The organism is Burkholderia pyrrocinia (assembly GCF_003330765.1).
GTDB lineage: Bacteria > Pseudomonadota > Gammaproteobacteria > Burkholderiales > Burkholderiaceae > Burkholderia > Burkholderia pyrrocinia_B.
In genome coordinates, this window is the sequence record NZ_CP024902.1 from 346,540 (window position 1) to 370,197 (window position 23,658).

Sequence of the window (23,658 nt, forward strand, 5' to 3'; positions counted from 1 at the left end):
ATATGGAATTGAATAACCTGAAGCCGGCCGCTGGTGCCAAGCACGCCAAGCGTCGCGTCGGTCGTGGCATCGGTTCGGGCCTCGGCAAGACGGCTGGCCGTGGTCACAAGGGTCAGAAATCGCGTTCGGGCGGCTTCCACAAAGTCGGTTTCGAAGGCGGTCAGATGCCGCTGCAACGTCGTCTGCCGAAGCGCGGCTTCACGTCGCTGACGAAGGAATTCGTCGGTGAAGTGCGTCTGAGCGACCTCGAGAAGCTGCCGGTCGATGAGATCGATCTGCTCGCACTGAAGCAAGCCGGCCTGGTCGGCGAGTTGACGAAGAGCGCAAAGATCATCGCGACGGGCGAACTGAAGCGCAAGATCGTCGTGAAGGGTCTCGGCGCCACCAAGGGTGCGCGTGCCGCGATCGAAGCGGCTGGCGGTTCGTTCGCCGAGTGACACGCGTAGCGCGTCGTCACTTGCATTCATCGGAGAAGGTACTTGGCTAACAGCCCGAGTCTTGCAAAACCCGGTCGAAGCACGGCGAAATTCGGCGATCTGCGTCGGCGAGCGATGTTCCTGCTCCTGGCGCTGATCGTCTATCGCATCGGCGCGCACATCCCCGTGCCGGGCATCGATCCGGATCAACTGGCTAAGCTGTTCCAGAGCCAGGCGGGCGGCATCCTGGGCATGTTCAACATGTTCTCGGGTGGCGCGCTATCCCGCTTCACGATCTTTGCGCTGGGGATCATGCCGTACATCTCGGCGTCGATCATCATGCAGTTGCTGGCGATCGTTTCGCCGCAACTCGAAGCGCTGAAGAAGGAAGGGCAGGCAGGGCAACGGAAGATCACGCAGTACACGCGGTATTTCACCGTGGTGCTCGCGACCTTCCAGGCGTTCGGTATCGCGGCTGCGCTGGAAAACCAGCCCGGCCTCGTCATCGATCCCGGCATGCTGTTCCGTCTGACGACGGTCGTGACGCTGGTTACCGGCACGATGTTCCTGATGTGGCTCGGCGAGCAGATTACCGAGCGTGGTCTGGGCAACGGTATCTCGATCATCATCTTCGGCGGGATCGCAGCAGGGTTCCCGAATGCCGTCGGTGGGCTGCTCGAGCTGGTGAAGACGGGTTCGATGGGGCCGTTCTCGGCGATCATCATTGTCGTCCTGATCGCTGCGGTGACTTACCTGGTCGTGTTCATCGAACGCGGTCAGCGCAAGATCCTCGTGAACTACGCGAAGCGCCAGGTCGGCAACAAGATCTACGGTGGGCAGTCGTCGCACCTGCCGCTGAAGCTGAACATGTCAGGCGTGATTCCGCCGATCTTCGCATCGTCGATCATCCTGTTCCCGGCAACGATTCTCGGCTGGTTCAGTACCGGTCAGCCGACGGGAAGCTGGATTTCCAATACGTTGCATAACGTAGCGGAGGCGCTTAAGCCGGGCCAGCCGGTCTATGTGCTGCTGTACACGCTGGCAATCGTGTTTTTCTGCTTCTTTTACACCGCGCTGGTGTTCAACAGCAGGGAAACCGCGGACAACCTGAAGAAGAGCGGTGCGTTCGTACCGGGCATCCGTCCGGGCGATCAAACTGCACGATATATCGACCGTATCCTCACGCGTCTGACGCTGGCTGGTGCGATCTACATCGTCTTCGTGTGTCTGCTGCCGGAATTCCTGGTGCTGCGCTGGAACGTGCCGTTTTATTTTGGTGGAACGTCGCTGCTGATCATTGTCGTCGTCACGATGGACTTTATGGCGCAGGTGCAGTCGTACGTTATGTCGCAACAGTATGAGTCACTGCTCAAGAAGGCTAACTTCAAGGGCGGAAACATCCCAATGCGTTAATCAGGACTATGGCCAAAGACGATGTAATCCAGATGCAAGGTGAGGTGATCGAAAACCTCCCGAATGCGACCTTCCGTGTGAAGCTGGAAAACGGCCATGTCGTATTGGGGCATATTTCCGGAAAGATGCGGATGCACTACATCCGCATTCTTCCCGGCGACAAGGTGACGGTTGAGTTGACGCCTTACGATCTGTCGCGTGCGCGGATCGTGTTCCGGGCGAAGTGATTTGAAAAAAGGGTATTATCATGAAAGTGATGGCATCGGTTAAGCGCATTTGCCGCAATTGCAAGATCATCAAGCGCAAGGGCGTCGTTCGCGTGATCTGCAGCTCGGATCCGCGCCACAAGCAGCGCCAAGGCTGACCGCGCGTTTGTTTGCGCTTTTTGTTTGAGGAAAAACAATGGCTCGTATCGCAGGGGTTAACATCCCGAATCACCAGCATACCGAGATTGGCCTGACGGCAATCTTCGGTGTCGGCCGCACGCGCTCGCGCAGCATCTGCGCGGCAGCTGGCGTGGAATTCTCGAAGAAGGTCAAGGACCTGACCGACGCAGATCTCGAAAAGCTGCGTGAAGAAGTGGGCAAGTTTGTCGTCGAAGGCGATCTGCGCCGTGAAGTGACGATGAACATCAAGCGCCTGATGGACCTCGGTTGCTACCGTGGCGTCCGTCATCGCAAGGGCCTGCCGATGCGCGGTCAGCGTACGCGTACGAACGCACGCACCCGCAAGGGCCCGCGTCGTGCAGCGCAAGCGCTGAAGAAGTAAGCGGAACTGACAGTTACAGGAAAACGTAATGGCTAAGGCTTCGAATACCGCGGCGCAACGCGTTCGCAAGAAGGTTAAGAAGAACGTCGCTGAAGGCGTGGTTCACGTTCACGCGTCGTTCAACAACACGATCATCACGATCACCGATCGCCAAGGCAACGCACTGGCATGGGCGACGTCGGGCGGCCAGGGCTTCAAGGGCTCGCGCAAATCGACGCCGTTCGCTGCCCAGGTCGCAGCCGAGTCGGCTGGCCGCGTCGCGATGGAATACGGCGTGAAGAATCTGGAAGTGCGGATCAAGGGCCCGGGCCCGGGTCGCGAGTCGGCAGTGCGCGCACTGCACGGCCTCGGCATCAAGATCACCGCGATTTCGGACGTCACCCCGATTCCGCACAACGGCTGCCGCCCGCCGAAGCGTCGTCGTATCTAAAGATGTGCTGGCACGTTCGTGCTAGCGCATTGCCTGTCGCCGCGTAGCGTCGACGGGCGTTGTTTTTTTGATTGACTAAGCCCACCGTTCGCCCCAAAGGGAGCGGACTAGCGCGGATTTCGATTCGCGTGACTGATTGATAAAGGAATGCAAAGTGGCACGTTATATCGGCCCCAAAGCCAAGCTGTCCCGCCGTGAAGGCACCGACCTGTTCCTGAAGAGCGCACGCCGCTCGCTCGCCGACAAGTGCAAGCTCGACAGCAAGCCGGGTCAGCACGGCCGTACCTCGGGCGCACGTACGTCCGACTACGGTACGCAGCTGCGCGAAAAGCAGAAGGTCAAGCGCATTTACGGCGTGCTGGAGCGTCAGTTCCGCCGCTACTTCGCTGAAGCCGACCGCCGCAAGGGCAACACGGGTGAAAACCTGCTGCAACTGCTCGAGTCGCGCCTCGACAACGTCGTGTATCGCATGGGCTTCGGCTCGACCCGCGCTGAAGCGCGTCAGCTCGTGAGCCACAAGTCGATCTCCGTGAACGGCGTCGTCGCGAACGTCCCGTCGCAGCAAGTGAAGGCGGGTGACGTCGTCTCGATCCGCGAAAAGGCGAAGAAGCAGGCGCGTATCGTCGAAGCGCTGTCGCTGGCCGAGCAAGGCGGCATGCCGAGCTGGGTTGCAGTCGATGCGAAGAAGTTCGAAGGCACGTTCAAGCAAATGCCGGAACGCGTTGACATCGCAGGCGACATCAACGAAAGCCTGATCGTCGAATTGTATTCGCGTTAATCCGATTGACGGCCGAGGTACCCCGATTGCGTTGCGCAAGGAGGGGCCTCGGCTGTTTATTTTCTGGTTGTTACCGGTCAGCCTTATCGGTGTAACGAGCCGAGGGTATTGAAAAGGAAAGCCCATGCAAACCAGTTTGCTGAAACCCAAGATCATCGCCGTGGAATCGCTGGGCGAGAACCACGCGAGGGTGGTCATGGAACCGTTCGAACGCGGTTACGGCCATACCTTGGGCAATGCGCTTCGCCGCGTGCTGCTGTCGTCGATGGTTGGCTACGCGCCGACCGAAGTCACGATCGCGGGCGTGGTGCACGAGTACTCGACGCTTGATGGCGTGCAAGAGGACGTCGTCAACCTGCTGCTGAACCTGAAGGGCGTGGTGTTCAAGCTGCATAACCGCGACGAAGTGACGGTTACGCTGCGCAAGGAAGGTGAAGGTCTCGTCACGGCCGGCGATATCGAGCTGGCTCACGATTGCGAAGTCATCAACCCGAATCACGTGATTGCGCACCTGTCGAAGGGCGGCAAGCTCGACGTTCAGATCAAGATCGAAAAGGGTCGCGGCTATGTGCCCGGCAACGTCCGTCGCTACGGTGAAGACACGGCCAAGATCATCGGCCGCATCGTCCTCGACGCATCGTTCTCGCCGGTTCGCCGCGTGAGCTACGCTGTCGAAAGCGCACGTGTCGAGCAGCGTACCGACCTCGACAAGCTCGTGATGAACATCGAGACGAGCGGCGTGATCACGCCGGAAGAAGCGATCCGTCAATCGGCTCGCATTCTGGTCGACCAGCTGTCCGTGTTCGCGGCGCTGGAAGGCACGGAAACGGCTGCCGAGGCTCCGTCGCGTGCACCGCAGATCGACCCGATCCTGCTGCGTCCGGTGGACGATCTCGAGCTGACGGTTCGTTCCGCGAACTGCCTGAAGGCCGAGAACATCTACTACATCGGCGACCTGATCCAGCGCACGGAAAACGAGCTGCTGAAGACGCCGAACCTCGGTCGCAAGTCGCTCAACGAGATCAAGGAAGTGCTCGCTTCGCGCGGTCTCACGCTGGGCATGAAGCTCGAGAACTGGCCGCCGGCTGGTCTCGACAAGTAAGCCCGGTTGTTGCTGTAGTTGGCAAAGATGCGGATTTTCCTTTAAAATCCGCATCTTGCTTTTTTCGTTACCGGCCCGTGCACCCTTCGAGGTGCGATAGAAGAGCTGGATCAAAACTTTGAATCAAGGAAACTGAAATGCGCCATCGTCATGGTCTGCGGAAACTGAACCGCACGAGCAGCCACCGTCTGGCTATGCTCCGTAACATGTCCAACTCGCTGATCGAGCACGAAGTCATCAAGACGACGCTGCCGAAGGCGAAGGAACTCCGTAAAGTCGTCGAGCCGCTGATCACGCTCGGCAAGAAGCCGTCGCTGGCAAACCGTCGCCTGGCGTTCAACCGCCTGCGCGATCGTGACTCGGTGGCGAAGCTGTTCGACGTGCTCGGTCCGCGTTTCGCGAACCGTCCGGGCGGCTACCTGCGCGTGCTGAAGTTCGGCTTCCGCGTGGGCGACAACGCACCGATGGCACTGGTCGAGCTGCTCGATCGTCCGGAAGTCGACGAAACGGAAAACGTGCAAGAAGCTGAATAAGCTTCCGGTACGCAGTAGTATCTGAAAGGGGCCGAGCGATTGCTTGGCCCTTTTTGTTTTTGAGACATCGGCTGCGCTCGATTGTCGCAGGCCGGCGCCGGCAGCGTTGCGCGGGCTGCGCTACGATACAGGGCAGCCGGCGGGGTCCCGAGGTGGGCAACCCGCGTCGGCAGGAGCCGGTAGACCAGCCAGGAGGGCGCGGATGATAGTGGTGCTGATGCTGACGACGGTGCCCGATGCGGCGACGGCTACGGCGCTTTCCGACGGCGCGCTCGACGCGCGGCTTGCCGCATGCGTGTCGGAGCTCGGTGCGATCAAGTCGCGCTATCACTGGCAGGGCAAGGTCGAAACGGCCGACGAGATCCAGTTGCTGTTCAAGACGAGCCCCGTGCGGGCGCTCGAACTGGAGCGATTTATTCTCGCGCATCATCCTTACGAGACGCCCGAAATCGTCTCATGGCAGTCGACGGCGTCGGCCGCGTACGGTCAGTGGGTGACCAGCGAAACTCAACGTCTATTTCATGTTTAACGGTATGGCGCTTCCCGTGCGCGTGCGCGCGCTGCGGTTCCTTGCAGTCCTGTTGTCGTTCGTGCTCGTGCTGGGCGGCCTGTCGGCTGCGCGCGCGGCCGACGATTTCCTCGATCCGTCGGTTGCGTTCAAGTTCAGTGCGAGCGAATCGCCGGGACAGGTGGACGTCCGCTTCAAGGTCGCCAACGGCTATTACCTGTACCGCGAGCGGTTCGCGTTCGCGGTGAAGAACGGGCAGGCGACGCTCGGCGAGCCGCAATTCCCGGCCGGCCACGTGAAGTTCGACCAGACGTTCCAGAAGGACGTCGAGACCTATCGTGACGAAGTCGTCGTTCACGTGCCGGTCAAGCAGGCGTCGGGGCCGTTCGAGCTCGCGGTGACGTCGCAGGGGTGCGCGGACGAGGGAATCTGCTATCCGCCGGCCGAGCACGTCGTGAAGGTCGACGGCGCCGCGCTGGGCGCCGCCGCATCGTCGTCCGGCGAAGCGGCTGCCGCGGGCAGCTGGTTCGACAAGGTCACGAGTGCCGATTTCGCGCAGTCGCTGCTCGAAGGACACGGCTTCTTCACGATCGTCGCACTGTATTTCGTCGCGGGCGTCGTGCTGAGCCTCCTGCCCTGTTCGTACCCGATGATCCCGATCGTGTCCGCGATCATCATCGGCCAGGGCACGCGCGCGACGCATGCACGCGGCTTAGCGCTGTCGCTGACCTATGTGGTCGGCATGGCGTTGGTCTACACGGTCCTCGGCATCGCCGCGGCGCTGGTCGGCCAGAGCCTTGGCGCGTGGCTGCAGAACCCGTGGGTGCTCGGCGCGTTCGGCGTGCTGCTGACCGCGTTCGCGGTGTCGCTGATTTCGGGCAAGGACATTGCGCTGCCCGCGCGCTGGCAGAGCGGCGCGGCCGAGGCATCGGGCGCGCGCCAGGGCGGCCACTTCGTCGCGGTCGCGGCGATGGGCGCATTGTCGGCGCTGGTCGTCGGTGCATGCATGACGGCGCCGCTGTTCGCAGTGCTCGCCTTTATCGCGCACACCGGCAACGCGCTGCTCGGCGGTGCGGCGCTGTTCGCGATGGGGCTGGGGCTCGGCGTGCCGCTGCTCGTCGTCGGCGTCGGTGCCGGGACGGTGCTGCCGCGCGCGGGCGCGTGGATGGACGGCGTGAAGGTGTTCTTCGGCATCGTGCTGCTCGCGGCCGCGCTGTGGATCGTGTGGCCCGTGCTTGCGGGCGGGCTGAAGATGGTGCTCACCGCGTTGTGGCTGCTCATCGCGGCCGCGGCGCTTGGCCTGTTCACGCCGAATGCCGGCGCCGCGTCGATCTGGCGTCGCCTGGGCCGGGGCGTGGGCGCCGCGCTCGCGATCTGGGCGGCGACGCTGCTCGTCGGCCTGGCCGCGGGATCGACCGATCCCGTCAAGCCGCTGGCCGTGCTTGCGGCGCGCACGGTTGCATCGGGCGGCGCTGCGGCGGCCGGCGCGCAGGACGGGGCGGCATTCGCATCGGTGCGCTCCAGTGGCGAACTCGACGCGCTGCTGAAGACGTCAGGCCAGCCCGTGATGCTCGACTTCTATGCCGACTGGTGCGTCAGCTGCAAGGAGATGGAGCATCTGACGTTTACCGACGCGCGCGTGCAGGCGCGGCTCGCACAGCTTCACCTCGTGCGCGCGGACGTCACTGCGAACAACCCGGACGACCAGGCGCTGCTCAAGCGCTTCAACCTGTTCGGGCCGCCAGGCATCATCTTCTTCGATCGCAGCGGCAACGAGATCGGGCGCGTGGTCGGCTATCAGGCGGCTGAGACGTTCCTGCGGAGCCTCGATCGGGCTGCGGTCCCGACGGTATGACGGTTGCGTGTCGGGCGCGTGCCGGTGGCGAACCGGGGCGCTCGCGCGGCATGAGCTGACGCTTGGCGCCGACAGACGGCCTCGGTCGACGGCAAACAAAAAACGGCGGAACACCGAGGTGTCCCGCCGTTTTTCTTTCCGCCTGCCGGCGCGCGATCAGCGTTGCGCTTTCAGCAGGCGCGCGGCGTCGAGCGCGAAGTACGTGAGCACGCCGTCGGCGCCCGCACGCTTGAACGCGAGCAGCGATTCGAGCACGACCTTGTCGTGGTCGAGCCAGCCGTTCATCGCGGCGGCCTTCAGCATCGCGTATTCGCCGCTCACCTGGTACACGTAGGTCGGGAAGCGGAACTCGTCCTTCACGCGGCGAACGATGTCGAGATACGGCATGCCGGGCTTGACCATCACCATGTCGGCGCCTTCGTCGATGTCGAGGCGCACTTCGCGCAGCGCTTCGTCGCTATTCGCCGGATCCATCTGGTAGGTCATCTTGTTGCCCTTGCCCAGGTTGGACGCCGAGCCGACCGCGTCGCGGAACGGGCCGTAGAACGCCGACGCGAACTTGGCCGAATAGGCCATGATGCGGGTATGGATATGGCCGTCGCTTTCCAGCATCTCGCGGACCGCGCCGATGCGGCCGTCCATCATGTCCGACGGTGCGACGATGTCGACGCCGGCTTCAGCCTGGACGCGCGCCTGATCGACCAGGATCTCGATCGTGTCGTCGTTGATTACGTAGCCGTTCTCGTCGAGCACGCCATCCTGGCCGTGGCTCGTGTACGGATCGAGCGCGACGTCGGTCAGCACGCCGAGCTCGGGGAAGCGCTTCTTCAGCTCGCGCACAGCGCGCGGGATCAGGCCTTCCGGATTGGCCGCCTCGCGGCCGTCAGGCGTTTTCAGCGACGGCTCGATGGCCGGGAACAGCGACAGCACGGGCACGCCGAGTTCGACGCATTGCTCGGCGACATGCATCAGCAGATCGACGGACACGCGCTCGACACCGGGCATCGACGGCACCGGCTGCCGTTCGTTGGTGCCTTCGACGACGAACACCGGATAGATCAGGTCGTCGGTGGTCAGGCGGTTTTCGCGCATCAGGCGCCGGGAGAAGTCGTCGCGGCGCATCCGGCGCGGACGGTGAAGCGGATGGAAGCTCATGGCGATTGGGCAGAAATCAGGGCAATAAGGGCCTTACGGAACCCTTAGGTCATTTTTGGGAGCGTTGGTATATGATAGCGATCGAGCGGCACGCGTCGCGTGCTGCTCCCCGCTTCTCCTCCCTGAGCGGGTGCCTGTCGTTTTTCGATTAGGCTGTTTGACCCGCCGTTAAACGGCGGGTTTTTTTATGAGCCGGCCGAATCCGCAGGCGCCGTCAGGTGCGCGCCGCCGATCCCGGCCGCGCGTTGCCCGATCATTGTGCTACAGGCTCGCTTTTTTCGTCGGCGACGGACGGCCGCAGCCAGCTCTCGATCAGCTCATGCGCCTCGTCGAGCCCCGTGCGCTTCAGCGCGGAGAACAACTGGACCGTCAGTTTGCCCTGGACGCCCTGGTCGCGATACGCATCGAGCCCCTTTTGCGCGGTCCGCAGCGCATTGATGCTTTCCTGCCGCGTCAATTTGTCGCACTTCGTCAGCAGCGTGTGGATCGGCTTGCCGGTCGGCGTGAACCACTCGATCATGCGGCGATCGAGGTCGGTCAGCGGACGGCGCGAATCCATCATCAGGATCAGGCCGCAAAGCTGCGAGCGGGTCGCGAGGTAGGACGACAGCAGCATTTCCCAGTGCGCCTTTGCGGCACCGGGCACTTCTGCGTAGCCGTAGCCGGGCAGGTCGACGAGATTCGCGACGGGCTCGGCGGCCGGGCCGACGGAGAAGTAGTTGATATGCTGCGTGCGGCCGGGCGTCTTCGATGCGAAGGCCAGCCGTTTCTGGTTGCACAGCACGTTGATCGCCGTCGACTTGCCGGCATTCGAGCGGCCCGCGAACGCGATTTCCGGCTGTACCGTCGGCGGCAGGTCGCGCAGATGGTTGACGGTCGTGTAGAAGCGGGCTTGATGGAGCAGAAAGGCCATGGGAACCGGAAGGACGGGCGGCGCGAGCCGCTTGGTGGAGGCGGGGTAGCCCCGATAGGCGCGGGGGCTTTCAACGCGATATTGTACAATACGGCGGTTTTACCGAAGGCCTCCGGGCGCCTGCCTCGCGCTTTTATGCGGCTTCTGCGGTAGACTGATTGCCGTCGTTTTTTGCAGAACCTCAAATTCCCACAAGACGAAACAGGGTGTGCGAATGAATCGACTGTGCAAGTCTCTGATGGTGCTTCAGGTTGCAGCAGGGTTCGTAGGTTTCGTAGCGGAGGCAAACGCGGCGGATGCGGCAAAGCCGGATCTCGACCGCGGCAAGGCGATTGCCGGGCAGGTCTGCGCGTCGTGTCACGGCGCCGACGGCAATAGCGCGTCGGGCAGTTTCCCGAAGCTTGCCGGCCAGCATCCCGAATATCTGGTCAAGCAGTTGAACGACTTCAAGACGCAGCCGGGCGCGAAGGGGCCGGTGCGTACCAACGCGGTAATGGTCGGATTCGCGAGTGCGCTGAGCGCGGACGACATGCGCAACGTCGCCGCGTACTACGGGTCGCAGACGACAAAGCTCGGCACCGCACGCGATGCGGCGACCGTGCCGATCGGCCAGAAGATCTATCGCGGCGGCATCGCGGAGAAGGGCGTACCGGCCTGCGCGAGCTGCCACGGGCCGACAGGGCAAGGGATCCCGGTCCAGTACCCGCGCCTGTCGGGGCAATGGGCCGATTACACGGTCGCGCAGTTGGCCGCGTTCCAGCAGGGTGCCGGCGCGCGCAACAACAACGAGGCGATGCACCAGATCTCGACGCGTCTGTCGGACAACGAGATCAAGGCCGTCGCAGATTACATCGCGGGCCTGCGTTGATCGGTCAGCCGCGAATGGAATGACCGGCCGCTCGAAGGGCGGCCGGAGTCAGAACAAGAAAAGGGTGGGGCGCCGCGCCGTCGCGGCCGCCTTGCCCTTTTTTGTTGTCAGTCGGAGTTTGAATGAGCGTTACCACGTCGGGGTTGCAGTCGAAGTCGGGTCAGGGTGCGTCGAAGCGCGCGGTCGAGCTGCTGAGCTCGATGCGTTTCGCGATTGCGCTGCTGGTGGTGCTGTCGATTGCGAGCATCATCGGCACGGTCCTGACCCAGGACGATCCGTATCCGAACTACGTGAACCAGTTCGGGCCGTTCTGGGCGGACATCTTCCGCTCGCTCGGCCTGTACAACGTGTACAGCGCGTGGTGGTTCATGCTGATCCTGATCTTTCTCGTCACGTCGGTCTCGCTGTGCGTGATCCGCAACGCGCCGAAGATGCTCGCCGATGCGAAGAGCTGGAAGGACAAGGTCCGCGAAGGCAGCCTGCGCGCGTTCCACCACAAGGCCGAGTACACGACCTCCGGCACGCGCGCGACCGTCGCGGCGACGCTCGCCACGTTCGTCACCAAGGCCGGCTACAAGCACGTCGTGCGCGAAACCGACGGCGCGACGCTGATCTCCGCGAAGTGCGGCGCGATGACCAAGTGGGGCTACATCTCCGCTCACCTCGCGATCGTCGTGATCTGTATCGGCGGCCTGCTCGACAGCAACCTGCCGATCAAATTCCAGATGTGGATGTTCGGCAAGAGCCCGGTCAACACGAGCGCGACGATCAGCGATATCTCGCCCGACCATCGCCTGTCCGCATCGAACCCGACGTTCCGCGGCTATGCGTGGGTGCCCGAGGGCCAGTTCGTGTCGACCGCGATCCTGAACCAGCCGAGCGGCTCGCTGATCCAGGACCTGCCGTTCTCGATCCAGCTCAACAAGTTCATCGTCGACTACTACACGACGGGCATGCCGAAGCTGTTCGCGAGCGACATCGTCGTGATCGATCGCGAGACCGGCCAGAAGATCCCGGCGCGCGTCGAGGTCAACAAGCCGTTCACGTACAAGGGCGTGTCGATCTACCAGTCGAGCTTCCAGGACGGCGGCTCGCAAATGCAGATGACGGCCTACCCGATGACGGGCGGCAACGCGAAGACCTTCCCGGTGCAGGGCACGATCGGCAGTTCGGCGCCGCTGCAGATGCCGGGCGCCGGCGGCGACACGATCGAGTTCGCCGATTTCCGCGCGATCAACGTCGAGAACATGGCCGACGCGAACGGCAAGCTGGACGTGCGCGGTGTCGCGAAGACGGCGTCGCTGAAGGAGGCGTTCGACGAACGCCTCGGCTCCGGCGCGAAGACGTCGAAGCCGACACAACTCCATAACATCGGCCCGTCCGTGCAGTACAAGATCCGCGGCAAGGACGGCCAGGCGCGCGAATTCAACAACTACATGCTGCCCGTCGACATGAACGGCGAGCGCGTGTTCCTCGCCGGCGTGCGCGCGAGCCCGAACGATCCGTTCCGCTACATGCGGATCCCGGCCGACAGCCAGGATTCGATCGGAGAATGGATGCGCCTGCGCGCCGCGCTCGAGGATCCGGCCGTGCGCGCCGAAGCCGCCGCGCGCTTCGCGCAGCGCTCGCTGCCGGGCACCGACGCATCGCTGCGCGGCCGCCTGCAGGATAGCGCCTCGAAGGTGCTGACCCTTTTTGCGGCGAGTGATGACAGCGTCGGCCGCGGGGCCGACGGCCAGCCGATCGGCGGCTTCCAGGCCGTGGCGACGTTCATCGACCGCTCGGTGCCGAAGGCCGAGCAGGAGAAGGCCGCGAGCCTGCTGCTGCGGATGCTCGAGGGCTCGATGTGGGAGGTGTGGCAAATCGCGCGTGAGCGTGCCGGCGAGCCGGCCGCCCAACAGGGCACCGACACGATCCGCTTCGTGCAGAACGCGATCAATGCGCTATCCGACAGCTTTCTGTATGGATCGCCCGTCTATCTGCAGCTTGACTCATTCAAGCAGGTGCAAGCTTCGGTATTTCAGTTGACGCGCGCACCCGGCAAGAATCTGGTGTATCTTGGCAGCCTGCTGCTGGTCGCCGGCATCTTCTCGATGTTCTACGTGCGCGAGCGGCGCCTCTGGTTTTGGCTCAAGGACGCCGGTTCGGGCGTCGATGTGGTGATGGCGATGTCCTCGGCCCGCAAGACCTTCGATTTCGAGAAAGAATTCGTGCAGACGCGCGACGCGGCCGGCATCGCCTTGCGCGCCGCACCTCGCGACGCCGCGCCCGCTGGCGCGGCATCGACGGCCCGCCCGCCTGCCGGCGGCGGTTCCGATTCCGAGAATTCCACCCGGTAACATCATGGATCTCACGCAAGTCTCCTCTTCCCATCGGGCGTCGGCCCAGGCTCCGATTTCGGCACCGCTGTTCGACGAGCGTCCGTTCCTCGCGCGCCTGTCGCTGTTCGACTGGCTGTTCGCACTGGCGCTCGTGGCGGGCGCGGGCTATGCGTTCGTGCACTACAACGCGCACATGGATTACTACGACAAGGCGGTGATGGTCGGCGCCGTGCCGGCGCTCGTCACGCTCGGCTGGCGCTGGAAGCCCGCTCGGCTGATGATGGCGTCGATCGCCGTGATGTCGCTGCTGTCGATCCAGATCTACCAGGGCGATCTCGCCCGCGCCGATTCGGCGTTCTTCCTCAAGTACTTCCTGTCGAGCCAGTCGGCGATCCTGTGGATGAGTGCGCTGTTCGTGCTCGCGACGATCTTCTACTGGATCGGCCTGCTCGCGCGCTCGGAATCGGGCTCCGCGATCGGCCAGAAGCTCACGTGGTTCGCGGTGCTGATGGGCTTCACGGGGCTGATGGTGCGCTGGTACGAGTCCTACCTGATCGGCGCCGACGTCGGGCATATCCCCGTGTCGAACCTCTACGAAGTGTTCGTGCTGTTCAGCCTGATCACCGCACTGCTGTACCTGTATTACGAAGGCCATTACGGCACGCGTGCGCTGGGCGCGTTCGTGCTGCTGGTCATCAGTGCGGCGGTCGGCTTCCTGATGTGGTACTCGGTCGCGCGCGATGCGCAGCAGATCCAGCCGCTCGTGCCGGCACTGCAAAGCTGGTGGATGAAGATCCACGTGCCGGCGAACTTCATCGGCTACGGCAGCTTCGCGCTGTCGGCTATGGTGTCGGTCGCGTACCTGATGAAGGAGCGCGGCGTGCTCGCCGATCGCCTGCCGACGCTCGAGGTGCTCGACGACGTGATGTACAAGTCGATCGCGGTCGGTTTCGCGTTCTTCACGATCGCGACGATCCTCGGCGCGCTGTGGGCGGCCGAGGCATGGGGCGGCTACTGGAGCTGGGACCCGAAGGAAACCTGGGCGCTGATCGTGTGGCTCAACTACGCGGCGTGGCTGCACATGCGGTTGATGAAGGGCCTGCGCGGCGCAGTTGCCGCATGGTGGGCACTCACGGGCCTGCTCGTGACGACGTTCGCGTTCCTCGGCGTCAACATGTTCCTGTCCGGGCTGCACAGCTACGGCAAGCTGTAAGATTTCCGCCGCTCGTCCGACTACAAGACCGCCGGTGCACTGCGTGCCCGGCGGTTTTGCTTTGTAACGGGCGGGCGATCCGGGCGTCGAACGGCGCATGACGGGTCGGGTCGAACGCTCATGAAGCATGCGCGCGGCGCGTGCAGGAGGAGCAGCACGATGTGGATCAAACGCCCTTTGCGTAATGTACTGACCGGCGGCGATATTGCGCCCAGCGAGATCACGCCGCGCGCGGTATTCGAGAACCGGCGGCGCGTCCTGCAGGCGGCCGGCCTCGCGGCGGCGGGCGGGCTGCTCGGCGGCAGTGGCCCGGCATTCGCCGCGTACGCGTCGCCCGACGCGCGGGCGGCGAAGCTCGCGGCAAAAACGAACCCGAAGTTCGTCGCGGCCGACAAGGTGACGCCGTTCAAGGACATCACGTCCTACAACAACTTCTACGAATTCGGCACCGACAAGAGCGACCCGGCGCAGAACGCCGGCACGCTGCGGCCGCGCCCGTGGCGCGTGAGCGTCGAGGGCGAGGTGCAGCATCCGAAGGTGTTCGATCTCGATGAGCTGCTGAAGCTCGCGCCGCTCGAGGAGCGCGTGTACCGGCTGCGCTGCGTCGAGGGATGGTCGATGGTGATTCCGTGGATCGGCGTGCCGCTGTCCGAGCTGATCAAGCGCGTGCAGCCGACCGGCAACGCGAAATACGTGCAGTTCATCACGCTGGCCGATCCGTCGCAGATGCCGGGCCTCTCGACGCCCGTGCTCGACTGGCCGTATTCGGAAGGGCTGCGGATGGACGAGGCGATGAATCCGCTGACGCTGCTGACGATGGGCGTCTACGGGCAGGTGCTGCCGAACCAGAACGGTGCGCCGGTGCGGATCGTCGTGCCGTGGAAGTACGGCTTCAAGAGCGCGAAGTCGCTCGTGAAGATCCGGTTCGTCGACAAGCAGCCGAAGACGAGCTGGAACACGTACGCGTCGAACGAGTACGGCTTTTATTCGAACGTGAACCCGAACGTCGATCATCCGCGCTGGAGCCAGGCGACCGAGCGGCGCATCGGTGAGGACGGCTTCTTCACGCCGAAGCGCAAGACGCTGATGTTCAACGGCTACGGCGATCTGGTCGCGTCGATGTATCAGGGCATGGACCTGAAAAAGAACTTTTGAGCGCGACGGTGAGAAACGACATGCCTCCTTCGACGCTGACGCCCGCGCGCGCAGCCGGCGCCGGACCGGCTGCACGCGCGGCGCGGGCCGGTGCGATCCGTACCGCCGCGCCACGCTGGCTCGTGCCGGCCAAGGCGCTGGTTTTCGCGGCCGGCCTCTATCCGCTCGCGCGTCTCGTGCTGTTCGGGCTGACCGACCGGCTTGGCGCGAACCCGATCGAATTCATCACGCGCTCGACCGGCCTGTGGACGCTCGTGATGCTGTGTGTCACGCTTGCCGTCACGCCGCTTCGGCGCATGACGGGCTTCGCGGCGCTGCTGCGCTTTCGCCGGATGATCGGGCTGTTCGCGTTCTTTTACGCGGCGCTGCACTTTACGACCTACCTGTGGTTCGACAAGTGGTTCGACGTCGCCGCGATCCTGAAGGACGTCGGCAAGCGCCCGTTCATTACGGTCGGCTTTGCCGCGTTCGTGCTGCTGATCCCGCTTGCCGCGACGTCGCCGCGCGCGATGGTGCGCCGGCTCGGCCGCCACTGGGCGACGCTGCACAGCGCGATCTATGCGATCGCGCTGTTCGGCGTGCTGCACTTCTGGTGGATGAGGGCCGGCAAGCACAATCTCGCGCAGCCGAAGCTTTACGCCGCGATCGTTGCTGCGCTGCTCGGCTGGCGGCTGGTCGCATGGGGATGGCGGCGCGTGCGCGCATGACGGCGCGGCCTGAAAAAAACAAAAGGCGATGACCGGGAAGTCATCGCCTTGCTTCGCGAGCCGCGCGGGCGGCGTCGCGTCGTTACTGCGCGACGGCCGGGCTCGATGCCGGCGCGGGCATTTTCGATGCACCGCTCGACAGCTCGGGCGACAGCGTGAGCGGCGTGCCGGACGAATCGGGCACACTGTCGGACGACGCGTTTTCATCGGTCGGTTTCACGTCCGACGGCGGCGTATCCTGTTGCTGGATCGGCTTGGGCAGCGGAGGCACGGTGGGCAGATAGAGCGCGCCGCTTTGACCGCAGCCGGCAAGAATCGCCAAAGCCGCTACAATCGCGCTCATCCGGAAAACGACTCGCATGATCGTCCCTGAACAATTGAACCGATAGAGTTTAGCATGTCCGATACCGAATACCTGACCCGTGCCGAGGCCGTGCTGACGGCCGTCGAGCGTACCGTCGACGCCGCGAACGACGGCGACCACGACATCGATCTGGAGCGCAACGGCAGCGTCCTGACGCTGACGTTCGAGAACGGCTCGAAGATCATCGTCAACCTGCAGCCGCCGATGAAGGAAGTGTGGATCGCCGCGAAGGCGGGCGGATTCCACTACCGTTTTGTTGACGGCGAATGGCGCGATACGCGCTCGGGCACCGAGTTCTTCTCGGCGCTCACCGAATACGCAACCCAGCAGGCCGGCCTGCCGATCACGTTCAGCGCGTGACGGCCGGGGCGCCGGGCCCCGAACGTCGTATTCAAAGAAAAAGCGCCCCGCGGGGCGCTTTTTTCATGTCCGGGCCGCGTGTCAGTGGCCGCGGAACAGGTTCATGATGTCCTGCTTTTCCTGCTCGTCGACGTGCGGCGCCACCTCGTCGACGTTCTGCGCGGCCGGCGCCTGCGGCACACCGACCGTCGACACGAAGCCGTGCCCCGGTGTGAACTCGGTGAAGTACAGCTCGCTGCCGAGCGATTCGACGCCGTCCGGGGCCGTCGGCTTGAATTCGGGCACCCCCTTCAGCGCCGCGCCCATGTAGTCGATCCAGACGGGCAGCGACAGGCCGCCGCCCGTCTCGCGATCGCCGAGGCTGCGCGGATTGTCGTAGCCGATCCACGCGATCGCGGCGAGCGTGTGCTGATAGCCGGCGAACCACGCGTCGTGCGAGTCGTTCGTCGTGCCGGTCTTGCCGGCGAGGTCGGTGCGCTTCAGCACATTGGTCCGCGCGCCCGTGCCGCGCTGCGCGACGCTCTGCAGCAGGCTGTTCATCACGTACGCGTTGCGCGCGTCGATCGCGCGCGGCGCGTTCTGCTCGGCGATGAGCGGCTGCGCGCGCGCGACGATCGCGCCGTTCGGATCGGTGACTTCGGCGATCAGGTACGGATTGACGCGGTAGCCGCCGTTCGCGAACACCGAGTACGCACCGGCCATCTGCAGCGCCGTGACCTGGCCCGCGCCGAGCGCCATCGGCAGGTAGGCCGGATGGCGGTCGGCGTCGAAGCCGAAGCGCGTGATGTACTGCTGCGCGTACTTCGTGCCGATGTGGTTCAGGATCCGGATCGACACGAGGTTGCGCGAGCGCTGCAGCGCGGTGCGCATCGACATCGGGCCTTCGAAGCCGCCGCCGTAGTTCTTCGGCTCCCACGGCTGGCCGCCCGTTTCGGCGGCGCTGAAATACAGCGGGCCGTCGTTGATCACGGTTGCCGGCCCGAGGCCCTTGTCGAGCGACGCCGAGTAGATGAACGGCTTGAACGACGAACCCGGCTGCCGCCACGCCTGCGTGACGTGGTTGAACTTGTTCTTGTTGTAGTCGAAGCCGCCGACGAGCGAGCGGATCGCGCCGTCCTGCGGGATGATCGACAGGAACGCGCCTTCGACCTGCGGCAACTGCGTGATCGACCATTTTCCGGCGTCGTTCTTCACGACGCGGACGATCGCACCGGGGCGGATGCGGCGGTTCGGCTGTGCATTGGCCGACAGCGCGCCCGACGCGAACCGCAGGTTGTCGCCTTCGATCGTCGCATTGCTGCCGTCGATGAACGCAACCGTGATCTGGCGCGGGCTCGCGGCCGTGACGACGGCGGCAATCAGTTCGCCGTTGTCGGGGTGCTCGAGCAGGGCGTCGTCGATCGCCTGTTCGCGGTCGTCGGCGCCGGCCGGCAGCTCGATGAAGCCTTCCGGCCCGCGATAGCCGTGCCGGCGCTCGTAATCCATGATGCCCTTGCGCAGCGCGGTGTACGCGACCTGCTGGTCGGCGGAATCGATCGTCGTGACGACGTTGAAACCGCGCGTGTAGGTTTCCTCGCGGTACTGCGCGTACATCATTTGTCGGACCATTTCCGCGACGTACTCGGCGTGCACGCTGAAGTCGCGGCCCGGGCCCTTGACGACGAGCGGTTGCGCGACGGCTTCGTCGTACTGCTCGCGCGTGATGAAGTTCAGCTCGAGCATCCGCTGCAGGATGTATTCCTGGCGCACCTTCGCGCGCTTCGGGTTCACGACCGGGTTGTACGCGGACGGCGCCTTTGGCAGCCCCGCGAGCATCGCCGCTTCCGCGAGCGTGATGTCCTTCAGGTCCTTGCCGAAATAGACCCGTGCGGCGCTCGCGAAGCCGTACGCGCGCTGGCCGAGATAGATCTGATTCATGTAGACCTCGAGAATCTGATCCTTCGTCAGCGCACGCTCGATCCGGTACGCGAGCAGCATCTCGTAGATCTTGCGCGTGTAGGTCTTTTCGCTCGACAGGAAGAAGTTGCGCGCGACCTGCATCGTGATCGTGCTCGCGCCCTGCGACGCGTGGCCGTTCGTCAGCGCGACGAAGCCGGCGCGGATGATGCCGGTGAGGTCGACGCCGCCGTGATCGTAGAACCGCGCGTCCTCGATCGCTAGGATCGCCTTCTTGAGCGAGTCGGGCACGTCCTTGAAATGGACGACGTCGCGGCGTTCTTCGCCGAATTCGCCGATCAGCACGTGATCGGACGTATAGATGCGCAGCGGCACCTTCGGGCGATAGTCGGTCAGTGCGTCGAGCGACGGCATGTTCGGCCAGGCGACGACGAGCGCGTAGCCGAGCACGAGGCCGCCGGCCACGACAAGGGCCACGCACATCGCGGCGAAGCCGAGCAGGACTTTTTGCCACCAGGGCCGCTTCTTCGGCTCCGGGGCAGGAGGCGGGGACGTAGGAGTCGTGGATTGCATAGGCATACCGGAAAACAGTCCCGCGATTATAGCTGCCCGGTAAGACCGGTCCTGACGCGGGGGGCCGCCCGCCGGAACGCCGCGGGTTGGCATGCCGCCAGCATAGCCCGCGCGCGGCCTCCGCGAACCGATGCTGGCCGTTTGGCCGACTGTCGGCCGCGCACGCCGCTTTGCAGAATCAGGCCTCGGAGACGCGGCGTGGGCCGCGACGATCGCGGGAGGCTGGGATGGCGGGACGATGGGTGACGCGGTATGCGCAGGGCAGGCACCGGTCGACGGGAATCGACGTCGGTGCGGACGAGGTGAGGGTGGTCGTGCTGAGCCGGCGCGGCCGTGTCGCGGAGGTGTGCATCGAGGGGCTCGAGCGGGAGCCGGTCGGGTTGGCGGGCGGGCCGGAAGATGCGCGCTGGGCCGCGGTCGCGCGTGCGCTGGCGGCAGCCGTGTCGCGGCTGTCGGCGGCGGACGTGCGGTGCGAGGCGCGCGGCGTGATGGCGCTGCACGATGACGAGATGCGCACCGCGACGCTCGACCTGGCCGGGCGCGACGACATCCCGGACGCCGCGCGGCAGGCGGCCGAGCGCATCTCGGGGCTGGCGCCGGACAGTCTCGCGTTCGACTGGCGGCAGGACGGCGGCGCGCGATCCGGCGAGATCGCGGTTGCCGTGGCCCCGCTGGCGCTGCTCGAACGGCGGATCGACGTGGCCGCCCAGGCCGGTGTCGACCTGACGGTGGTCGACGGCGAGTCGGCCGCCGCGCTGCGCGCGTTGCGCTATGCCGCGCAGTTCGAACTCGATGCGCAGGGCCCCTACGCCGCGCTCTGGTTCTGCGACTCGGGCGTGCACGGCTGGCGAATCGACGGCCCGGTGGCCGTACCGGTGCTCACGCTGTCCGGCGCCGTGCCGGAGGCGTTCTCCGATGCATTGCGCCGGCGTGCGCTCGGGGCCGTGCGTTGTGTACTCGTGGCCGGGGACGAGCGGTGCATCGCCCGCTTCGGTACGTCCGTCGCCGAGATTGGCGACGTGCTCGGCGCGGTTGCGGTGCCGTTCGACTGCGCGGGCTGGGATGGGCAGCCGTGCCCGCCCGCCGGCATGCCGGGGGGGCCGGCATTCGCCGTCGCGTTCGGGCTGGCGTTGCGCGGGGTGTGGGAATGATGGCCGGGCGTGTGCCGGCAAGCGTATCCGGAGCGGCTCCGGCCGATCGTGCGGGGCTCGGCGGGTTCAACCTGCTGCCGTACCGCGAGCGGCTGGCGCAGGCGTTGCGACGTCGCCGGGCCGCGCAGTGCGGTACGGCGATCCTGCTTGGCGTGCTCGGCGCCGGCCTGTGGACGGGCGCCGCCACCTGGTCGCGGTGGCGCGCGGATGCCGAGCGCGTAAGCGTGGAGGCGCGGCTGAGGCAGTTGCAACCGCAGGTGGATGCCGTGACGCGCGCCGTTGATACAGCCGCCGTCATCGCGCAGCGCGACGCGCAGGCAGCCGCGCTTGCCGCGCCTTACCGGCGCGTCGCAGGGCTGCTGGCGACACTGGCGCAGGTGCGCGACGACAGCGTCCGGCTCGACGCGCTGCGCACGACGTCGACCGGTGCCGTGCTCGCCGCGCGCGCCACGAGTTACCGGGCGGCCGCACGATGGCTCGCCGGGATGGCACGCGAGCAGCGTGACTGGCGGATCGATATAGATGCGTTGAAGCCTGCTTCGGATGCTCGGGCCACCGCGGCCGGGATGCCGTTCCGGTTCTCGGTCCAACTGCATTGGCACGACACGATGCCGTCGCGGGAAGCGTCGGGAGGTCGCCCATGACGGCGATCGCGCATCGGGCCGCGCCGCGCGGCGCCGCATGGCCGGGCGGCATGCGGCGCGTGTCGCCGGCGGCTGCGCATGCCGTCGGCTGCGTGCTCGCGTTCGCGGTGGTGCTGGCGGGCGGCATTCATCTGGCGAATGCCGCCGACTGGAGCGGGCTCGCGCACAGTCGCACGTTACTGGCAGCGGCGCAGGCGCGTGCGGCCGACGCGCAGCGCGTCCTCGCGGCCGCTGGACAGCAGCGCGACGCACATCCGGCGCCAGCGCGCGACGATCGCTTGTCGCGTGCGCCGGAATGGGCCGCACTGATGCTGGAACTGGCCGATCTCGCTGCGTCGAGCGGGCTGCGTGGCGTATCGATCGAACCACAGCTGGCGGACGGTGCGGCGCCGGGCGGTCGGCGTACGGTGCGTATCGTCGCGGACGGCGACTTTCGCGCGCTGTTGCACGTGATCGGCAGGCTGGCGGGCTTCCCGGTTCTGGCGGTGCCGTCGGCGCTGCGTGTCGAGCGTGGAGTGCAGTCGGCGCGGGTGGAAATGTCGGTCGACGTGTTTCCGGGGCTGTCGCCGGCAACGTCCGCAGGTGGCACGGCGCTGGCTCAGGCCGCTGCGCTCCTCGACGCCGATCCATTCGGCGGGGCTGGCCCGTCTGAAGCGGATGGCGAGGGCGCCCGCCTGTCCGGCACGATTCGCGACGCGCGTGCCGGTCTCGCACTGTTCGACGACGGCGACGGCGCGTTCATGACCGTGGCGCCGGGCGAGGCGCTCGGCGCCGCGCGTGTGGTGCGTGTCGATCCGGAGGCCGTGACGCTCGCGACGGCGGACGGGGCGCACCGGCTCGTCCTGGGCGACGGGGAGCGGCCATGACGAAGTGCGGATCGAAGTACGGAGGTCGGGCGCTCGCCGTCTGGGCCGGATTGACGGCGGCCGGTGCAAGCGCGTCGTTACCGCCGCTGCCGGCCGTCTGGCCTGCCGCGTCGATGGCTGCGCAGGTGTCGGGCCTGCCGCCGCCCCAAGGGCTGGTCGATGGCGTGGACGGCGCCGTATCGGCGGAGGCCGGCCCGCCGCCGTTCGATCGGGCGGCTCACGCGGCGCTTCAGGCGGAAACCGCCGCTCCTGCTCCCCAGTTGGAGGGGCCGCCGATCCCGTTGGCGCCGCCGGCTCGCATGAGCGACGCCGCGGCACGGCAACCCGGCGATGCGGACGACGCGCGGCGGATCTCGCTGAATCTGCAGGGCGCCGGGCTCGCGGCTGCATTCGACGCGTTCGCGCGGTTCACGGGGCTCAATATCGTCGTCGGCGGGCAGGTGCGCGGCACCGTCACGTTACGTCTGAACAATGTCCGCTGGCGCGATGCCTTCGACACGCTGCTCGACACGCACGGGCTCGCGATGTCCCGGCGCGGCAACGTGATATGGGTCACGCCGGCGGCCGAACTGGCCGTGCGCGAACGCGAGCGTTTCGAAATGCACGCGCGGGCCGCTGATCTGGAGCCGCTCGCGAGCCGTACGTTCGCGCTGCACTACCCGCGTGCGCAGGACGTGCAACGGCTGCTGGCCGGCGCGACCGGCCAGCGCCTGCTGTCGAAGCGCGGCGCCGCGGCCGCCGATCCGCGCACGAATCTGCTGTTCGTCACCGATCTCGCGCCGCGTATCGTGCAGATCGCGAGCCTGATCGATGCGATCGACCGGCCGTCGCGGCAGGTCCGGATCGAGGCCCGCATCGTCGAGGGGGAGCAGGGCTTCTCGCGCAATCTCGGCGCACGCGTCGCGCTGCGTGCGCAAGGGCGGCCGTCGTCGGGCGAGAGCGCCACCTTCACGACGGACACGCGCAACGCGCTCGACCTTGCCGCGCGGCCGCTCGGCGGCTTCGAAGCGGCGACCGCCGGCTTCACGCTGTTCGCCGCGCCGCTCAGCCGCGTACTCGACGTCGAATTGAGCGCGCTCGAGGCGCAGGGGCGGGGCCAGATCGTTTCGCGTCCGCGCGTGGTGACCGCCGATCGCGTCAAGGCCATCGTCGAGCAGGGCTCGGAACTGCCGTATCAGGCCAAGGTCGGCAACGGCGTGAGCGGCGTGCAGTTCCGCCGCGCGACGCTCAAGCTCGAGGTCGAGCCGCAGATCACGCCGGACGGGCGCGTCGTGCTCGACCTGGACGTGACGAAGGACAGCGTCGGCGAGCCGACGGCGGCCGGCCCCGCGATCCATACGAAGCACGTGCAGACGCGCGTCGAGGTCGAGGATGGCGGGACGGTCGCGATCGGGGGGATCTACGAGCAGCTGCACCGGAACGATGTGACGCGCGTGCCGCTCTTGGGCAAAATACCGTTTCTGGGCGCGCTTTTCCGGCACCGCGCGCAGCGCGACCAGCGCAACGAACTGGTCGTCTTCATCACACCGACCGTCGTCGATGCGCGCTGCGATGCGCGCGGCGCGGGCGGCGCGGATGCCGAGAAAACGGGGCCGGAAGCCGCCGGCGCAGGCTCGACAAGGCAGCCGCTTTGCCAGTAAGCTGCGCCACACACCAGCAAGATTGAAGC

The 23,658-nt window shown here is 65.7% G+C and carries 25 protein-coding genes; 21 read left to right on the forward strand and 4 right to left on the reverse strand.

Going from position 1 to position 23,658, the window contains the following annotated elements; all coding sequences use genetic code 11:
• Window positions 1–2 precede the first annotated feature (2 nt).
• The 11 genes from rplO (at window position 3) to dsbD (ending at window position 7,803) form a co-directional block, all read left to right on the forward strand.
• Entirely contained in the window at window positions 3–437 is a 435-nt protein-coding gene (gene rplO / locus CUJ89_RS01645) for a 50S ribosomal protein L15 (RefSeq protein ID WP_006477180.1), read from the forward strand.
• A 42-nt stretch (window positions 438–479) separates the two neighbouring features.
• Complete coding sequence (gene secY / locus CUJ89_RS01650; RefSeq protein ID WP_114175694.1) at window positions 480–1,829, forward strand: preprotein translocase subunit SecY; 1,350 nt, start codon at window positions 480–482, stop codon at window positions 1,827–1,829.
• Window positions 1,830–1,837: 8 nt separating this feature from the next.
• Window positions 1,838–2,056, forward strand: a complete 219-nt coding sequence (gene infA, locus CUJ89_RS01655) for a translation initiation factor IF-1 (protein WP_004521905.1) — start codon at window positions 1,838–1,840, stop codon at window positions 2,054–2,056.
• Between the two features lie 20 nt (window positions 2,057–2,076).
• Window positions 2,077–2,193 (forward strand): 50S ribosomal protein L36, encoded by a 117-nt coding sequence (gene rpmJ / locus CUJ89_RS01660; RefSeq protein ID WP_004199844.1) that lies wholly within the window; start codon window positions 2,077–2,079, stop codon window positions 2,191–2,193.
• Window positions 2,194–2,231: 38 nt separating this feature from the next.
• Window positions 2,232–2,597: a 30S ribosomal protein S13 gene (gene rpsM, locus CUJ89_RS01665; RefSeq protein ID WP_047899584.1), complete on the forward strand. Its 366-nt coding sequence runs from the start codon at window positions 2,232–2,234 to the stop codon at window positions 2,595–2,597.
• A 28-nt stretch (window positions 2,598–2,625) separates the two neighbouring features.
• Window positions 2,626–3,027, forward strand: coding sequence for a 30S ribosomal protein S11 (gene rpsK, locus CUJ89_RS01670; RefSeq protein WP_004197937.1), 402 nt, complete (start codon window positions 2,626–2,628; stop codon window positions 3,025–3,027).
• 154 nt (window positions 3,028–3,181) lie between these two features.
• Window positions 3,182–3,805, forward strand: coding sequence for a 30S ribosomal protein S4 (gene rpsD, locus CUJ89_RS01675; protein ID WP_114175696.1), 624 nt, complete (start codon window positions 3,182–3,184; stop codon window positions 3,803–3,805).
• Between the two features lie 124 nt (window positions 3,806–3,929).
• A complete protein-coding gene (locus tag CUJ89_RS01680; RefSeq protein WP_114175698.1) occupies window positions 3,930–4,907 on the forward strand; it encodes a DNA-directed RNA polymerase subunit alpha in 978 nt (325 codons plus the stop codon).
• 137 nt (window positions 4,908–5,044) lie between these two features.
• Window positions 5,045–5,440, forward strand: coding sequence for a 50S ribosomal protein L17 (rplQ, locus tag CUJ89_RS01685; RefSeq protein ID WP_006477175.1), 396 nt, complete (start codon window positions 5,045–5,047; stop codon window positions 5,438–5,440).
• A 202-nt stretch (window positions 5,441–5,642) separates the two neighbouring features.
• Window positions 5,643–5,969 carry a divalent-cation tolerance protein CutA gene (gene cutA / locus CUJ89_RS01690; RefSeq protein WP_114175700.1) on the forward strand — a complete coding sequence of 109 codons (327 nt, stop codon included), beginning with the start codon at window positions 5,643–5,645 and terminating at the stop codon, window positions 5,967–5,969.
• Window positions 5,962–7,803, forward strand: coding sequence for a protein-disulfide reductase DsbD (gene dsbD, locus CUJ89_RS01695; RefSeq protein WP_114175702.1), 1,842 nt, complete (start codon window positions 5,962–5,964; stop codon window positions 7,801–7,803). The genes cutA and dsbD overlap by 8 nt, the downstream gene beginning before the upstream one ends.
• A 156-nt stretch (window positions 7,804–7,959) precedes the next feature.
• Here dsbD and hemB read toward each other — a convergent pair whose 3' ends face one another.
• Together hemB and yihA are read right to left on the reverse strand one after the other, a co-directional pair.
• Window positions 7,960–8,958: a porphobilinogen synthase gene (gene hemB / locus CUJ89_RS01700; RefSeq protein ID WP_114175704.1), complete on the reverse strand. Its 999-nt coding sequence runs from the start codon at window positions 8,956–8,958 to the stop codon at window positions 7,960–7,962.
• 253 nt (window positions 8,959–9,211) lie between these two features.
• A complete protein-coding gene (gene yihA / locus CUJ89_RS01705) occupies window positions 9,212–9,871 on the reverse strand; it encodes a ribosome biogenesis GTP-binding protein YihA/YsxC (protein WP_114175706.1) in 660 nt (219 codons plus the stop codon).
• 214 nt (window positions 9,872–10,085) lie between these two features.
• Here yihA and CUJ89_RS01710 point away from each other — a divergent pair, with 214 nt between their 5' ends.
• The 5 genes from CUJ89_RS01710 (at window position 10,086) to msrQ (ending at window position 16,135) form a co-directional block, all read left to right on the forward strand.
• A complete protein-coding gene (locus CUJ89_RS01710) occupies window positions 10,086–10,739 on the forward strand; it encodes a c-type cytochrome (protein ID WP_114175708.1) in 654 nt (217 codons plus the stop codon).
• A gap of 122 nt (window positions 10,740–10,861) precedes the next feature.
• Window positions 10,862–13,078, forward strand: a complete 2,217-nt coding sequence (locus CUJ89_RS01715) for a cytochrome c biogenesis protein ResB (protein WP_114175710.1) — start codon at window positions 10,862–10,864, stop codon at window positions 13,076–13,078.
• Between the two features lie 4 nt (window positions 13,079–13,082).
• On the forward strand, window positions 13,083–14,273 hold the full coding sequence (gene ccsB / locus CUJ89_RS01720) for a c-type cytochrome biogenesis protein CcsB (protein WP_114175712.1): 1,191 nt from the start codon (window positions 13,083–13,085) through the stop codon (window positions 14,271–14,273).
• Window positions 14,274–14,432: 159 nt separating this feature from the next.
• Window positions 14,433–15,428, forward strand: a complete 996-nt coding sequence (gene msrP, locus CUJ89_RS01725) for a protein-methionine-sulfoxide reductase catalytic subunit MsrP (RefSeq protein WP_114178455.1) — start codon at window positions 14,433–14,435, stop codon at window positions 15,426–15,428.
• Between the two features lie 20 nt (window positions 15,429–15,448).
• Window positions 15,449–16,135: a protein-methionine-sulfoxide reductase heme-binding subunit MsrQ gene (gene msrQ, locus CUJ89_RS01730; RefSeq protein WP_114175714.1), complete on the forward strand. Its 687-nt coding sequence runs from the start codon at window positions 15,449–15,451 to the stop codon at window positions 16,133–16,135.
• A gap of 82 nt (window positions 16,136–16,217) precedes the next feature.
• On the opposite strand, the gene lptM is transcribed toward msrQ, so the two are convergent.
• A complete protein-coding gene (gene lptM, locus CUJ89_RS01735) occupies window positions 16,218–16,496 on the reverse strand; it encodes an LPS translocon maturation chaperone LptM (protein WP_114175716.1) in 279 nt (92 codons plus the stop codon).
• A 36-nt stretch (window positions 16,497–16,532) separates the two neighbouring features.
• On the opposite strand from lptM, the gene cyaY reads away from it, so the two are divergent.
• Entirely contained in the window at window positions 16,533–16,859 is a 327-nt protein-coding gene (gene cyaY / locus CUJ89_RS01740) for an iron donor protein CyaY (RefSeq protein ID WP_114175718.1), read from the forward strand.
• A gap of 81 nt (window positions 16,860–16,940) precedes the next feature.
• On the opposite strand, the gene CUJ89_RS01745 is transcribed toward cyaY, so the two are convergent.
• Complete coding sequence (locus CUJ89_RS01745; protein ID WP_201752259.1) at window positions 16,941–19,334, reverse strand: penicillin-binding protein 1A; 2,394 nt, start codon at window positions 19,332–19,334, stop codon at window positions 16,941–16,943.
• 221 nt (window positions 19,335–19,555) lie between these two features.
• Between CUJ89_RS01745 and CUJ89_RS01750 the strand changes: the two genes are divergently transcribed.
• Genes CUJ89_RS01750 through pilQ form a run of 4 tightly spaced genes read left to right on the forward strand, consistent with a single transcriptional unit; the run spans window position 19,556 to window position 23,629 of the window.
• The gene (locus tag CUJ89_RS01750) at window positions 19,556–20,479 is read left to right on the forward strand and encodes a competence protein ComA (RefSeq protein ID WP_114175722.1); all 924 of its coding nucleotides are present in this window, start codon (window positions 19,556–19,558) and stop codon (window positions 20,477–20,479) included.
• Window positions 20,476–21,123, forward strand: coding sequence for a fimbrial protein (locus CUJ89_RS01755; RefSeq protein WP_415859032.1), 648 nt, complete (start codon window positions 20,476–20,478; stop codon window positions 21,121–21,123). Before CUJ89_RS01750 ends, CUJ89_RS01755 begins: the two co-directional genes overlap by 4 nt.
• Window positions 21,120–21,989 (forward strand): pilus assembly protein, encoded by an 870-nt coding sequence (locus tag CUJ89_RS01760; protein ID WP_114175726.1) that lies wholly within the window; start codon window positions 21,120–21,122, stop codon window positions 21,987–21,989. The genes CUJ89_RS01755 and CUJ89_RS01760 overlap by 4 nt, the downstream gene beginning before the upstream one ends.
• Window positions 21,986–23,629 carry a type IV pilus secretin PilQ gene (pilQ, locus tag CUJ89_RS01765; RefSeq protein ID WP_114175728.1) on the forward strand — a complete coding sequence of 548 codons (1,644 nt, stop codon included), beginning with the start codon at window positions 21,986–21,988 and terminating at the stop codon, window positions 23,627–23,629. Before CUJ89_RS01760 ends, pilQ begins: the two co-directional genes overlap by 4 nt.
• Window positions 23,630–23,658: the final 29 nt, after the last annotated feature.

Coding starts and splice junctions, on each gene's coding strand:
- rplO (WP_006477180.1), top strand. CDS start 3: ATGGAATTGAATAACCTGAAGCCGGCCGCTGGTGCCAAGCACGCCAAG.
- infA (WP_004521905.1), top strand. CDS start 1,838: ATGGCCAAAGACGATGTAATCCAGATGCAAGGTGAGGTGATCGAAAAC.
- rpmJ (WP_004199844.1), top strand. CDS start 2,077: ATGAAAGTGATGGCATCGGTTAAGCGCATTTGCCGCAATTGCAAGATC.
- rpsM (WP_047899584.1), top strand. CDS start 2,232: ATGGCTCGTATCGCAGGGGTTAACATCCCGAATCACCAGCATACCGAG.
- rpsK (WP_004197937.1), top strand. CDS start 2,626: ATGGCTAAGGCTTCGAATACCGCGGCGCAACGCGTTCGCAAGAAGGTT.
- CUJ89_RS01680 (WP_114175698.1), top strand. CDS start 3,930: ATGCAAACCAGTTTGCTGAAACCCAAGATCATCGCCGTGGAATCGCTG.
- rplQ (WP_006477175.1), top strand. CDS start 5,045: ATGCGCCATCGTCATGGTCTGCGGAAACTGAACCGCACGAGCAGCCAC.
- cutA (WP_114175700.1), top strand. CDS start 5,643: ATGATAGTGGTGCTGATGCTGACGACGGTGCCCGATGCGGCGACGGCT.
- dsbD (WP_114175702.1), top strand. CDS start 5,962: ATGTTTAACGGTATGGCGCTTCCCGTGCGCGTGCGCGCGCTGCGGTTC.
- hemB (WP_114175704.1), bottom strand. CDS start 8,958: ATGAGCTTCCATCCGCTTCACCGTCCGCGCCGGATGCGCCGCGACGAC.
- yihA (WP_114175706.1), bottom strand. CDS start 9,871: ATGGCCTTTCTGCTCCATCAAGCCCGCTTCTACACGACCGTCAACCAT.
- CUJ89_RS01710 (WP_114175708.1), top strand. CDS start 10,086: ATGAATCGACTGTGCAAGTCTCTGATGGTGCTTCAGGTTGCAGCAGGG.
- CUJ89_RS01715 (WP_114175710.1), top strand. CDS start 10,862: ATGAGCGTTACCACGTCGGGGTTGCAGTCGAAGTCGGGTCAGGGTGCG.
- ccsB (WP_114175712.1), top strand. CDS start 13,083: ATGGATCTCACGCAAGTCTCCTCTTCCCATCGGGCGTCGGCCCAGGCT.
- msrP (WP_114178455.1), top strand. CDS start 14,433: ATGTGGATCAAACGCCCTTTGCGTAATGTACTGACCGGCGGCGATATT.
- msrQ (WP_114175714.1), top strand. CDS start 15,449: ATGCCTCCTTCGACGCTGACGCCCGCGCGCGCAGCCGGCGCCGGACCG.
- lptM (WP_114175716.1), bottom strand. CDS start 16,496: ATGCGAGTCGTTTTCCGGATGAGCGCGATTGTAGCGGCTTTGGCGATT.
- cyaY (WP_114175718.1), top strand. CDS start 16,533: ATGTCCGATACCGAATACCTGACCCGTGCCGAGGCCGTGCTGACGGCC.
- CUJ89_RS01745 (WP_201752259.1), bottom strand. CDS start 19,334: ATGCCTATGCAATCCACGACTCCTACGTCCCCGCCTCCTGCCCCGGAG.
- CUJ89_RS01750 (WP_114175722.1), top strand. CDS start 19,556: ATGGCGGGACGATGGGTGACGCGGTATGCGCAGGGCAGGCACCGGTCG.
- CUJ89_RS01755 (WP_415859032.1), top strand. CDS start 20,476: ATGATGGCCGGGCGTGTGCCGGCAAGCGTATCCGGAGCGGCTCCGGCC.
- CUJ89_RS01760 (WP_114175726.1), top strand. CDS start 21,120: ATGACGGCGATCGCGCATCGGGCCGCGCCGCGCGGCGCCGCATGGCCG.
- pilQ (WP_114175728.1), top strand. CDS start 21,986: ATGACGAAGTGCGGATCGAAGTACGGAGGTCGGGCGCTCGCCGTCTGG.